Below are 13,276 nucleotides of genomic sequence, written 5' to 3'. Positions count from 1 at the left end.
TGCGCACGGTATGTCCCACGACACGGGCGAGCGCGGACGCGGGCCGGCCCACCGACCCACGGATGACAGCCGGCCCCGCCACCCGGCGCAACACGCCTCACACCAGAGGAAATCCCCCGAAATAGACCCCGACCTGGTGCAGGTAATCCGCACTGCTCTCGTGCCCGGCGCTCTCGAAGTCGGGCGCCCCCTTGATCTCGTCCTTGGTGCGGCCCACGTAGACCTTCTGCTCCTGCTGGTCAATGCCGGTCACGGTGCCGGCCGGCAGCACGACGCGCCGCCCGAGGATCCACGGTCCCGTATCGACGACAAGGTGCGCGGAATCCACCTCGTCGGAATGCTTGTCGACCTTGCCGATGCTCCCGTCGACAGCTTCGACGCCGTACCCCACAAGGACCGTGCCCGCCCGGTACCCGGAATCGGGAAGGTATCCCCAGACAATGGCACTCATACAACATCCCTTCCACACGACGCAAAAGAAGACCTGGCCTCGCCACCACTCCCCACCAAAGGGAAGCAATTCCGAAACCCTCCACCGTGCCGGTCACCCCGACAGTGCTCTGCTGCCCCCGCACCTGTCTCCAAAACAGCGACCATCGCAGAGCCCCTCCCACCTCCGGGCCCTTTCCCAGGCAGAGGCAGCCCGCTCCCGACCACTTTTCAGCAGGCAATGCCACGGCCAGGAGGTCAGAAATGCCCCGCTCCTTCAGCCACCCGCTCAGGAATTCTCGCCGAACCCGACGCGGAGGAAGTCCTCCGAAGTCCTCCCGTCGGCCACGCCAATGGAGGACGCCAGGCCATGCCATCGGCTGACCGGCCGACCGGCTGACCGGCTGACCGGCTGACCGGCCGAGGGCATCCGGGTTGCCATGGACCCACCAACCCGCTCCGCGCCCCCAGCACCCCTCCGTGTGCCAGTTCACGCGGCTGGGTAGTGTGCCGATCTGATTCCGGGCGGGGGGATAGGGGGGTACGTGGGGTGGCGTGAGGAGATCGCCGCGGCGCTCGGCGAGTGGATCGCAGTCGAGGGCGGTGCCGGCCGACAGCCCCGCTGGCAGCGTGTCGGGCGGGCCGCCCGGAGCGGTGAACCCGGTCAGTACGCGGTGGACCTGCGCGGCACCGATATCGGCCCGGACCAACTCGACTGCCTGCGGCTGGCCGGCCCGGACGACGACGACATCGAGGAGAAGGGCTTCGCCGTCTCCGGGACAGTGCAGAAGGGCTCCCTGCTCACCCTGTGCGTAGCCGAATTCGCCGAGATCACGGATCCGCACCTGTGGATGCTGAAGCAGCCGCCCACGTTCCTCGTCGAGTCCCTGCGCGACGGCATCGCCGGTCTCGGCGAACACCCTCTGGCCGCCGCGCTGGCAGCCCGGGCCATCGGCGGAGCGCCGGCACGCGATGTGGACCCGCCCGGCTTTCACCCCGCGCAAGGGGACGCCTATCGGGCCTGCCTCGGCGAAGGCGTCCGCCTGGTGTGGGGCCCTCCAGGAACCGGCAAGACCACCGTGCTCAAGCGTGCCATCGGCGATCTCCTCGCTCGGGGCGCACGGGTTCTGCTGGTCTCCGCGACCAATATCGCCGTGGACAACGCCCTGCTGGGTGTGGTGCGGGAGAAGCGCCACGCCCCGGGTGACATCGTCCGCGTGGGCCCGCCGCACCTTCGGGAGGTGGCCGAGGACACGTCCGTCTCCCTGCCGCTGATGGTTCAGGCGCGCTTATCGGAAACTGCCGGGCGACGCAGCACGATCGAGGCCGAGCTCGTCGCGATCCGGGACCGGGCCGAGGAGTTGGCGGCACTGGACAGCGCGCTGGCCGGTTTTGACGCCGTGTCGTACTTCGCCGCGCTGAAGCTACTGCGCACGCCCGGCCAGGACCTCGCGTCCGTGCTGGCGCGCGTGCCCCACGCCCGCAGCCGGCTCGCCGAAGCGGACCGCCGGCTGGATGACGCCGTATCGGTCGCCGAGACGGCCACCGCCCGCGTCTCGGCGGCGGAGCCGTCCCGCGCCCAGTGGCGGCAAGCGGACCAGCTCTCCGGGGAAGTCGTTCAGGTCCGGCAGGCCGCGGAGCACCGCGAGGCGGACGCGCTGATCGCGGAGGACCGCTGCCGCGCCCCGAGCGAGGAGTTGGCGCGGCTCGAAGGCCTGGGCACGATAGCCAAACGGCGCGCACGCAAGAAGATCGCCGAACTCCGGAGGCAGGTGGTGGAGGCCGAGGAGCAGGCCGCCGCGGCCCGGCTGACGGCGCGCGAAGCCCGCGCCACAGCGACCGCGCACGCGGCGACGCTCAACGCCCGGATCACGGCCTTGACCGACAGCATTCCCCTCACCATGGAGCAGATCAGCACCCTAGAAGCGGACGCCGAGGCCAAGCGGACAGCGGCGGAGGACGCCCGGCAGCAGCGGGCGGCCCGCCAACAGGAGGCGGCCCGCGCCGGCCGGGCCGCAGAGCAGGCCCAAAAGGCCCAGGATCTGACCGAACGCGCCGGGCGGAGGGGCTGGCCGGCCCGGCACGACCGGGCCGAACGGCTACGCCCGGCCGTGGCCACCGACACCGCCCGTCGGGGGGAGCTGGAGAGTCGGTACCAGGAGCTCCAGGAGGAGTACGAACGCCTCGCCCGCAACGCCCAGGGCGAGATCATCAAGGCCGCCAAGCTGGTCGCCACGACCCTGGCCCGGTTCCGCACGAACCGGGCGGTCTTCGAGGGCCCGTACGACGTCGTCCTCGTCGACGAGGCCGGCGCCGCCACCCTGCCCGAGGTGTTGCTCGCCACCGGCAAGGCCAGCAGGGCCGCCGTCCTGCTCGGGGACTTCATGCAGCTGGGCCCCGTCATACCCGCCGCGCTCAAGGACCAGGACCGCGACGACATCAAGAGGTGGCTGCTCCCCGACGTCTTCCAGCACTGCGGGATCAGTGAGCCGGCGGACGCGCAGGCGCATCCGGCCTGCGTCACCCTCACCGAGCAGCACCGTTTTGGCCCGGCCGTGATGAAGCTGGCCAACGATCTCGCGTACGGCGGAGTCCTGCGGGGCGGGGCCCAGGCCTCGTACGAGCGGCCCGCCCACGACCCCGAGATCGTCCTGATCGACACCGATGGCCTGCACGAGCTGGCCCGGGCCCATCCGACCGGCAGCCGGAAGGGATGGTGGCCGGCCGGTTCCCTGATCGCCCGGGCGCTGGTGGAGCTCCATCGCGAGCAGGGCGAGGAGGCGGGCGTCGTCACGCCGTACCGCGTCCAGGCCGACGCCACCCTGGAGGCACTGCGGGACGTGGAGGGCACGGGCGCGGCGCCGGCCGAGGTCGGCACGGCCCACAAGTTCCAAGGCCGGGAGTTCGACATCGTCGTCTTCGACACGGTGGAGGGCGGCGCGGACAGCCGTGAACTGTGGATGGCCCATGCTCACCGCCGGCCGGCCCCCAGCCCCTGGCCGCGCGACGGCGTGCGGTTGTTCAACGTCGCAGTGACCCGGGTCAGGACCCGCCTCTACATCATCGCCAGTGGCGAGCGGGTCAAGGGCGCACGGCCGGGAATGGCCCTGGCCCAGCTGGCGGCGCTGATCGGCACCCCGGGCGTCCGGGTGCTGCACGCCAAACACCTGATCACCCCGCCCCATGCGCCCACCCCCTCACGAGGGGAGTTCGGCACCGCGCTCGCCGAGGTGCTGAGCCGGCATGTGGAGGTGACGGAAGTCGATGACGAGCGGGACTTCTACGGCACGTTCAGCGGGGAGATCCGGCAGGCGCGGCAGTCGTTGTGGCTCTGGGCCCCGTGGGTCGCGAACCGGATCCGGTCCCTGCTGCCCGAACTCCGGGCGGCGGCGGACCGGGGTGTGCAGATCAAGGTCTTCATCCGCGACGACACGGACCAGCTCCAGCGGAAGGACACCAGCCAGTCGCTCATCGCGGACCTGCGCGCCGTGGCCCACACCGTGATCCCGATGCACGTCATGCACCAGAAGATCGCGGTGATCGACGAGCGGACGGTGATGCTCGGCAGCCTCAACGTGCTCTCCCAGAGCTGGACCCGTGAGGTGATGTTGACCATGCGGGGCGCGTACTTCGCACGGAAGCTGCTGGCGCACGAACACGCGGAGACATTCGCGCGGCCCCCGCGGTGCGGACGGTGCAAGGGCGCGGAGATCGAGATCCGGCGCCGGAAGAACGGCACCTGGTACTGGCGCTGCTACGCGGCCCCCTGCAAGACCACCCCGTCGGGCCGCACAGATGCCTGGACCCAGGACATCCGGCTGACATCCGGGCGCTGACTCCGGCGGTGGGTCACCGATGTCACATTCTCGTCGGCCCCGCCGCCCACACCCACCCATCCGGCTTCGCGGATGCAGCCGCCGAACACGTCCGCGACACCGCTACCCAGGGGCTTTCCCTTGAGCCGCCCCCACACGCTGCACCCGACATGGCCATGACGCCCGACCACGGCATCCCACTCTCAACCGGGACCGTTTGAATGACTAAAGTGGCGGGGCGCTAGCATATGAGCACCGCCTAGCTCGAAAGATAAGCCTGTGACTGTCAATGACGACTCGTTCACCAACTGGAAAACCCGCGAGGAGATCGCGGAGTCGATGATCCCGATCATCGGGAAGCTGCACCGGGAGCAGGACGTCACGGTCCTGCTGCACAGCCGCTCCCTGGTGAACAAGTCGGTGGTCAGCATCCTCAAGACCCACCGTTTCGCCCGGCAGATCGCCGGCACGGAGCTCTCGGTCACCGAGACGATGCCCTTCCTGCAGGCCCTCACCACGCTCGATCTCGGCCCCTCCCAGATCGACATCGCCCTGCTCGCCGAGACGTACCGGACCGACGACCGCGGTCTGTCGGTGGAGGAGTTCACCGCCGAGGCCGTCGCCGGCGCCACGGGTGAGAACAAGATCGAGCGCAGCGAGTCGCGCGACGTCGTGCTCTACGGCTTCGGCCGCATCGGCCGCCTGGTCGCCCGCCTGCTCATCGAGAAGGCCGGCTCCGGCAACGGCCTGCGGCTGCGCGCCATCGTCGTCCGCGGGGGCGGCGACCAGGACATCGTCAAGCGCGCCTCGCTGCTGCGCCGTGACTCCATCCACGGCCAGTTCCAGGGCACGATCACCGTTGACGAGGCGAACAGCAAGATCATCGCCAACGGCAACGAGATCAAGGTGATCTACTCCGACGACCCGACGTCGGTGGACTACACGGCGTACGGCATCAACAACGCCATCCTCATCGACAACACCGGCAAGTGGCGCGACCGCGCGGGCCTGTCGAAGCACCTGCGCCCCGGCATCGCCAAGGTCGTCCTGACCGCACCGGGCAAGGGCGACGTCCCCAACGTCGTGCACGGCGTCAACCACGACATGATCAAGCCGGACGACCAGATCCTGTCCTGCGCGTCCTGCACCACCAACGCGATCGTCCCGCCGCTGAAGGCGATGGCGGACGAGTACGGCGTCCTGCGCGGTCATGTGGAGACCATCCACTCGTTCACCAACGACCAGAACCTGCTGGACAACTACCACAACTCCGACCGCCGCGGCCGCTCGGCGCCGCTCAACATGGTCATCACGGAGACCGGTGCCGCCTCCGCCGTCGCCAAGGCGCTGCCCGACCTCAAGGCAACGATCACCGGCAGCTCGATCCGCGTCCCGGTGCCGGACGTCTCGATCGCGATCCTCAGCCTGCAGCTCGGACGCGAGACCACCCGCGAGGAGGTCCTCGACCACCTCCGCGACGTCTCGCTGACCTCACCGCTCAAGCGCCAGATCGACTTCACCACGGCCCCCGACGCGGTCTCCAGCGACTTCATCGGCTCCCGCCACGCCTCGATCGTCGACGCCGGCCCCACCAAGGTCGAGGGCGACAACGCCATCCTCTACCTCTGGTACGACAACGAGTTCGGCTACTCCTGCCAGGTCATCCGCGTCGTCCAGCACGTCTCCGGGGTGGAGTACCCGACTTACCCGGCTCCGGCGGTCTGATTCCGGGGCTGTTTATGCCGTCGTCCGCCCCGGTGGGCGGGCGACGGTGGGGTGGGACGGCAGCGGGGCGGGAACCAATCCCGGTCGGCGTCCCGCCTTCACGCGACGCACACACGCGACGGGCCCTTTCGCTGCATGACGGCGACGGGGCCCTTCGCCTATCGGCACCGAACTGCACCTTCCGGTCCGGCCGATCGGGGCCCGCACCCGCCCGCGTTGCGTCGGCCCACTGACCCACAACCCACCGCGCCTTTTAGCAGGGGTGTCCGCTACGGCATCGCCCGGATGACAGTCGTGCCGCAAAGAGAGACAGCGGGCCAGCTGAGTGACCTGCGCGGACATGTGCCCAATGGTGTGCCGGACCGCCAGGAGGTAGCGGTCTCATGGTGCACACGCCGAGCACCCAGGCTCCTTGACGCGCCTCGGCCACATGTCGGCCGTAGGGGTTCGAGTTATCGTTTCTCACCCTGGCCGGCGCCCAGGCTTACTGACGCCCCATCAGGGAAAATGCGTCATTGCCAGCGTCCCGCTCCAGCACCACCGACGACTCGCATGATGCGTCACGGGAATCGCGTCGGCCGGGCGGGGATCGGGAGAAACAGCAGTTCGGACGAGGTACTTCGGCCGAGCGGGCGCACCGTGGACGGGCCAAAGCGTCACGGCCGACGGCCGGCACTCTTCGACCGAGCCTCACCCCTATCCGGCGAGCATGTCACGACGGCATCGCCCCCGTGCACCGGTCACGGCATCGCGCGTCCTGCGCCGCCGCACTGCCACCGACTCCAGCAGCTGAAACTGTCGTAATCCCGCGCCTTTCCTCGTCCGTCGCCTCTGTCACGGTCGGTGAACCCTCGGCCGAACGGCGATCACGCGCCGACCGTCAATCGTAGGTACTTCCGCTCGACACTTCCGCGTCAGCCACAGCGCAGCCCCCTCGGTTCATCAATCACCGCCACACGCCGTGCATTTGCCCGGATGCCGCGTGCCGTCGCGTGTCGCCGCGCGGCCGCAATGCAACACCAGAGTCGCCTGGCGCTTGCTCAGGCTCCGGCCGGGCATCGGGGGCGTAGGTGAGGCCGCGACAGTTCTTCTGGGCACCACACCTGGGCGTACCAGGGGGCTGCGAGACTTCTGCGGTCTGTTCCACGTCGCCGGCCTCGACTGCCGTCCGTGCACTCCGGGTCCGTGATCCACCCCCTGTTCTAGGATGGTTGGGATAATCTCAGCGGCCCGACGGGCTTCCGCTCCGCTTCCGCGGAACTGAAGGACATGCCCCCACCCGCACGAGTCACTTCGTGCTGCCTGGGGGCATTTTCTTGCTGTTCCGTGAGTCCGCGGCATCGTTGGCCGACCGCACCCACCTCGAAGGACGGCTGGCGGAACTCCTGACCGAGAACTTCCTGCACAAGCACCGCCATCGGCCCCAGCCGGCGGAAGTGCGTTCCTGGGAACGCAGCATCCCCGCGCTGACCAACGCGTTGGTGGAGGCCGGGCTCGGCGAGGTCGAAATGCTACTGGAATACGGGCTGCCGCTGACCAGCAAGCGTGCGGACGTGATACTTGCCGGCGTGCATCCGGCCACCGGTGGGGCGTCTTACGTGGTGGTCGAACTCAAGCAGTGGAGCGAGGCCTACCCGGAGGACGACGATCCGCTGCGGTGCCGCATCCCCGCTTACCCGGCGCCGGTCCTGAATCCGATCGAGCAAGTACGCGGCTACTGCGACTATCTCGTGTCGTTCAACGGAGCATTGGAGCGGATCCCGGAGTCGATCGCGGGGGTGGCCTATCTGCACAACGCGACCGAGTTCGGGGTGGCAGGGTTGCGCGCGGTCTCCGAGGACCATCGGGGCCGGATGTTCACCGGTGATCAGCGCGGCGCGTTCCTGGGCTACCTGCGTTCCAGGCTGGCGGCGAAGCCGGGTGCCGAGGCAGCCGATGCCCTGCTGCAGGGCAAGGCCCGGCCGTCGCGGCAGCTGATGACCGTTGCCGCCGAAGAGGTGCGCAATCGGGAGCAGTTCGTGCTGCTGGACGAACAGCGGCTCGCCTACGAAACGGTCATGTCGGCGGTCCGACAGGCCCGGCGGTCCAACCGCAAGCAGGTCGTCGTCGTAGCCGGCGGCCCGGGCTCCGGCAAGAGCGTGATCGCCCTCTCCCTGTTGGGCGACCTCTACCGGCGCGGGGTGCCGGCCCTGCACGCCACCGGTTCGCAGTCCTTCACCAAGACGATGCGCAAGGTCGCCGGTGCCCGCAAGCCCGAGGTCCAGCGGCTCTTCCGATATTTCAACAGCTTCATGGAGGCCGAACCGAACGACCTGGACGTGCTGGTCTGCGACGAAGCACACCGGCTCCGCAAGACCTCCGCCAACCGCTACACCAAGGCGGCTCTGCGTACCGGCCGTCCACAGGTGGCAGAGCTGATGGACGCCGCCCGGGTTCCGGTGTTCCTGCTGGACCAGCACCAGGTGGTGCGTCCGGGCGAGATGGGGACCGTGGAACAGATCCAGGCGGCTGCGGCCGAACAGGACCTGGACTGCACGGTAGTGAGGCTCGACAGCCAATTCCGATGCGGTGGCAGCGACGCCTACCTGCGATGGGTGGTCGACCTGCTGGGACTCGAAGGCAACGCACCCACCGTGTGGGAACCGGACGACAAGGTACGACTTCTGACCGCCGACAGCCCGCAGGAGCTGGAGGACCTCCTGGCCGCCCGACGGGCCCAGGGCTACGGCGCGCGTATGTCCGCGGGCTACTGCTGGAAGTGGACGACGAAGATCACTTCGCGCATGCACTCCCTGCCCAGCGATGTGGTCATCGGCGACTGGGCCAGACCGTGGAACCTCTACGGCGACCGCGCCCTGCTCGGCGCCCCACCGGCGCCCCTCTGGGCAACCGACCCCGCCGGGTTCGGACAGATCGGGTGCGTCTACACCGCGCAGGGCTTCGAGTACGACTGGTCCGGCGTGATCATGGGTCCGGACCTCGTCTGGCGTACGGACCGATGGGTGGTGGACCGCAGCGCCTCCAAGGACCCGTCCTTCACCAAAGCAACCCCGGACGAGGACGTCGACCGCCTCGTCCGCAACACCTACAAAGTGCTGCTTACCCGGGGGATGATCGGCACGATCGTCTACTCGACGGACCCGGAAACCCGCGAAAAGCTCCGCTCACTGATCCCTCCAGCGCTCTAGCCCCCGACAGCGCCCGAAGCCATGCCTACACGGTCCGGGCGCTCCACCCCGAAATCCACACCCTCGGAGCCGACTCGCGGGATAGCATGATCGCGCTGCGCACCTTCCCGGAGGGTACGAGGCTGCGTTCCTGAGTTCGCTCCAACGAGCTGCGGGTGACGAATGGTTGTGCCCGTCGTGTGGTGACACGCGACGCGAGCGTGGATGCCCGGTAGGGCGTCCCCCTGCCATTCCGATCTCACTGCTTTGGAGTGGCCATGACCTCGGTCGAGTACAAGTCTGCGCGTCGTGAAAGGATCCGCGCGATCCTGATCGAGATCGCTGCCGAAGTCGTCTCCAACCTTCTGGTGACGGCCCTGGTGGCGGTTGCAAGTCTGCTCTTCTAGCGCAGACCGGTGGCGGGCCCGGTGAGCCCGCCACCTCACTCGTGCAACAGCGCTACTCAGAACAGCCGTAGATCAGGCGCCTGCGACCCCGCACCCTTACGACGTCTTCCCTTGCCCCGTCCTCGGCCCGGCCGAGGAAGATGCGGCATACGCGCCTCCACTGGCAAGTTCTCCCAGGTGGGACGCAATCCGTGGATCTCGGCCGTGCCGACGAGTTTCTTGAGATAGTCCCGGGTCTCCTTGTCCGTGGAATAGAGGACCGTGGCGCGGCTGGCCCGGGTCATCAGCACGTGATAGGCGTGCCGGACGAGCCGTGCGAATTCCTCGTCGTCGACACTGCCGGCTTTCACCTTCGGATCGAACGAACCCGGCTCGGCGACCCGCTTGATGCCTGGCTCCGCTGTCTTGCGTTCCTTGCCCCGTCGGAACACCCACCGGTCATCGCGGCGCACCATGTCCTCACCCATGATCACGCCGCACCAGTCCCATTCCAGCCCCTGCGCCGTGTACACACAGCCGATCTGGCCGAGGCCGTTCTCATTCACGGACCAGATCCTCGACGGCGGCGCCCCGTCCTCGCAGAAGCTTTCACTGTCCGCGTTCCACGGCCGGTACCACTCACCGATGCGGACGTCGGGCTCCAGCCTTCGCTCCTTGCCGAGCGGCTTCGTCCATGGCCAGCAATAGCCGGCGACCATGCGCGCGGACGCACCGGCGAGTGCTTCCGTACGAATGATCTGTTCGAGATCGTCCGGGGTGTCCGCCACTTCGATGTGCATCAGTCCGTCCGGTCGCCACTTACCGGGCTCCTCGTCCGTCACTCCGAGCAATGCCCGTACCCAGCGGACGTAGGCGTCACTGCCACCGCATCGGAATTGTTCCCGCAGCTTGTACGAAACGATCCGAGCGCCGCGCCGTTCGGCCGCTTCTCTGATCAGATCAACGGTACCGACATCGTTCGGTCGCACGGACTGACCCTCGTCCAGGAAGAAAACCGTCAGGCGGGACGCCGCGAGGAGTTCGTCCACCTGTGGGCCCGTGCCCCAGTCCTCGGGTTTCCAGAATCGGCTGGTCGACCGGTCCCGGAGACGATGTGCCTCGTCGCAGATCAGCACGTCCAAGAGCGGGTCGGGTGGGGTGACGAAGTTACTGAAATAGGTGAACGTCTCCCTGAACTGCCTATCTCCGTAGCCGACGTGCTCTTGAAGGGCCCCGTTGAAGGCCCGGCTGCCACTGGCGTACTTGACCGTACGGCCTTGGGCCTCCAACTCTGCCTTGATCTGTAGGCCGATCGCACTCTTGCCCGTTCCCGCGCCACCGGTCACGAGAAAGATCACCCGCCGCTCATCCGGCACCAAGGCGGGGTGCCGGGGGTTCGGCAGGACCTTCGAAGCCGTCTCCAGCACTTGGTCGGCAACCTCCTTCTGGCGCCCGCGCAGGGTGAAGACGGTGTCGGCTCCTCGGGACCAGATCATGGCGTCGAGCAGCGGGGTGTTGCGCAGACCCATGCTCTGCAACATCCTCTCGGCCACGGAGGCCGCACCGTCCTCGGCAAAGTGCTTCCTGAGGTCGGACAGCAGCTGCTCGCGCCGATCACTCGTGTATATGCGGGCGTAGGAGCCAGTCGGTGCGTCCACGTCGATCAGGGTCCGAACGGAATCGTCGGTGGCATTGTGCAGGTAGGCGAAACCGCCACATTCGAAGTCGGCACCCTGGAACGGGCCGCGAGCGCTCGTGAACGCCTCGTAATATGCGCCCAATTGCAGCGCCGGATGCTTCTTCTCTCCTTTGATGCCCGGCACGTGCAACAGATCCGCGGTCGCCCGTTCCACCCGGCTCACCGTCGACCAACGCTTCAACTCGACCAACTGCACAGAGGCAACGTGACGCTTTGGATGCCGTCCCACCAGAACAACGTCGATAAGGCGGGGATCACCAGGGCAGATCGCCTCATCGAGCGTGGCAGCACACTCGACGATCATCTCCACGTTCCCACGTCCCGCCGCAACCAGGTCGTTCGCGAGGCTCACCAGGCTCTCCGCCCATGCGGAACGCTCCGACTCCGATGCGTCTGCTCCCCGGAAGTACCGCCACCGGGCAGCAAGGTGCGGCACCATCCGGTCACGCGAATCGAGAGTAAGCAGATCCTGCGCCGAAAGCTTCAGCAGGAGCATGGACACGAGGTGGTTCCCCCAAGGCACGAGAGACTCGTGCGGGTGGGGGCATGTCCTGTTCAGGAAGCCCGTCGGGCCGCAGTTCGGATGTGGTGATCTTAAGGGCTGTCCCGTAAATGATCTAAGACAGGCTGCTTGACCAGCCTGTTTTCCGTCACCGGCGAGGGTGAGGTTGTGCACGCGGGCGATGCCGAGCATGGCATGGCGCACGCCGTCGCCCTTGAGGCGGCAGTCGCGGAGGATCTTCCAGGTCTTCGTACGGGCGAAGGCGTGCTCTACGCGGGCGCGGACCTTGCGATGGGAGCAGCGCCCCAGGCCCGGAGTCGGCATCCCACCATCACCGACGGTGGATGACGGCATCACCGCGTCGCGCCACCAGCATCGAACACGGTCCTGGTTCAGACGGCGGCCTGCCGTTCAGAGACCCACCTCCGCGCCGTTCCGACCTCCGCCTCCAACCTAACGTAGCCGCCGCCCGCCTCCGCCTCCGCCTCCGCCCACGACCGACCGACAACAAGTGAGCCGAGCGCCTCGACCAGCCCAGCGCCAACCGGCGGATGCCGGCGCCCGTCCACCATTCAGCACCTTCGCGCAACCGCGTGAACCGCCGAACCAGCGCGCGAGTGACGGCCCAAGGTGATCGACGACGCGGTCGGCTGCCGACTTTGAGACGCCGAAGAGCGGCGCGAGATGCCTCAAGGTCAAGCTGGTGCGCCAGTACGCGGCCACCATCAGGACCCGGTCCTCCAACGGCAGACCCCACGGCCGACCCTTACGTACCGGATCCACTCCCTCTGCGTACCGGATCCACTCCCTCGCGCCGCAGAGCAGTGACCAGATTGCCGAACTGCCGTGGGCTCAGCCCCCGGTGAACGGGGCTATCCAGGACGACTCCGACGCAGTGATCACAGCAGCCAGGCGGAGATCATCTCGGTTGCCGGTCCTGCCCTATCTCGTCGATCCTGTGTGCTCAGCACGCGGGGCAGGGAGGGCGCATGGGGCTCGGTTCTTTTTCCGGGCGATGGAGACACGAGCAGTCCTGATGTCTCCTGGTCCTACAGCGGCTTTGCTGCGTTCCGGCGGCGTCTGGCTCAGGCTGAGGGTTTCACGCTCTCCGAGATGTGGGGCTTCGGCGGCGAACGGCCGTGGAGCGAGGTGCCCACTGCGCTGGAGCCACTCCTCGATCATCCGGACGACGGCGGTGACGACCTCTCGCCCGCCGACTGCGCGGCGATTCTGCCCCGCCTGGAGACCATCACCGATCAGTGGGCACAGGATGGCGACGACATGCTTCACCAGCACATCGAGGACGGTCGCAAGCTGGCGACCGTCCTGCGGCTCTGCATCGAGAAGCACGTACCGCTGGGCTTCGCCTGAATGAACCCCACTTACAGGACAGCCCTTAGACACTTGGGCCCAAATTCGAGTCCGGCCGGCACGCTCTTGCCGTACTGTGTCCAGCCCGCCGTCACGGAGGGCTTTTTGCAGGACAGGGGTATCTAGCAGGGCGGCGTAGCAGTGGCATACGCAACGGAGCCGAATCCTAGCGGCGGGGCGGC

At 67.9% G+C, this 13,276-nt stretch carries 7 protein-coding genes and 1 pseudogene; 5 read left to right on the top strand and 3 right to left on the bottom strand.

The window, feature by feature from the left end; all coding sequences use genetic code 11:
• Positions 1-97 precede the first annotated feature (97 nt).
• Positions 98-451: a PRC-barrel domain containing protein gene (locus NUT86_RS30470; protein WP_266442531.1), complete on the bottom strand. Its 354-nt coding sequence runs from the start codon at positions 449-451 to the stop codon at positions 98-100.
• A 523-nt stretch (positions 452-974) separates the two neighbouring features.
• Between NUT86_RS30470 and NUT86_RS30465 the strand changes: the two genes are divergently transcribed.
• From NUT86_RS30465 to NUT86_RS30450, 4 genes are all read left to right on the top strand, one after another.
• Positions 975-4,265, top strand: coding sequence for an AAA domain-containing protein (locus tag NUT86_RS30465; RefSeq protein ID WP_274738468.1), 3,291 nt, complete (start codon positions 975-977; stop codon positions 4,263-4,265).
• Positions 4,266-4,523: 258 nt separating this feature from the next.
• Positions 4,524-5,969: a glyceraldehyde-3-phosphate dehydrogenase gene (locus tag NUT86_RS30460; protein ID WP_018088780.1), complete on the top strand. Its 1,446-nt coding sequence runs from the start codon at positions 4,524-4,526 to the stop codon at positions 5,967-5,969.
• A 1,316-nt stretch (positions 5,970-7,285) separates the two neighbouring features.
• Positions 7,286-9,157 carry a DUF2075 domain-containing protein gene (locus NUT86_RS30455; protein WP_167540504.1) on the top strand — a complete coding sequence of 624 codons (1,872 nt, stop codon included), beginning with the start codon at positions 7,286-7,288 and terminating at the stop codon, positions 9,155-9,157.
• Between the two features lie 257 nt (positions 9,158-9,414).
• Positions 9,415-9,543 (top strand): DUF6408 family protein, encoded by a 129-nt coding sequence (locus NUT86_RS30450; protein WP_229838396.1) that lies wholly within the window; start codon positions 9,415-9,417, stop codon positions 9,541-9,543.
• A gap of 56 nt (positions 9,544-9,599) precedes the next feature.
• On the opposite strand, the gene NUT86_RS30445 is transcribed toward NUT86_RS30450, so the two are convergent.
• Both NUT86_RS30445 and NUT86_RS30440 read right to left on the bottom strand, forming a co-directional pair.
• The gene (locus tag NUT86_RS30445) at positions 9,600-11,717 is read right to left on the bottom strand and encodes a DUF2075 domain-containing protein (RefSeq protein WP_229838438.1); all 2,118 of its coding nucleotides are present in this window, start codon (positions 11,715-11,717) and stop codon (positions 9,600-9,602) included.
• 156 nt (positions 11,718-11,873) lie between these two features.
• Positions 11,874-12,635, bottom strand: a pseudogene (locus NUT86_RS30440) (transposase family protein); the annotation flags it as partial.
• A 201-nt stretch (positions 12,636-12,836) separates the two neighbouring features.
• Between NUT86_RS30440 and NUT86_RS40505 the strand changes: the two are divergent.
• Positions 12,837-13,094: a hypothetical protein gene (locus NUT86_RS40505; protein ID WP_159485736.1), complete on the top strand. Its 258-nt coding sequence runs from the start codon at positions 12,837-12,839 to the stop codon at positions 13,092-13,094.
• The last annotated feature ends 182 nt before the right edge of the window (positions 13,095-13,276 follow it).

Origin of the sequence: Streptomyces sp. G7(2002), assembly GCF_028870195.1 — a bacterium.
Classification (GTDB): domain Bacteria; phylum Actinomycetota; class Actinomycetes; order Streptomycetales; family Streptomycetaceae; genus Streptomyces; species Streptomyces nigrescens.
The sequence above is the reverse complement of the archived record's forward strand: the minus strand, read 5'-3'. Positions and strand labels throughout refer to the sequence as shown.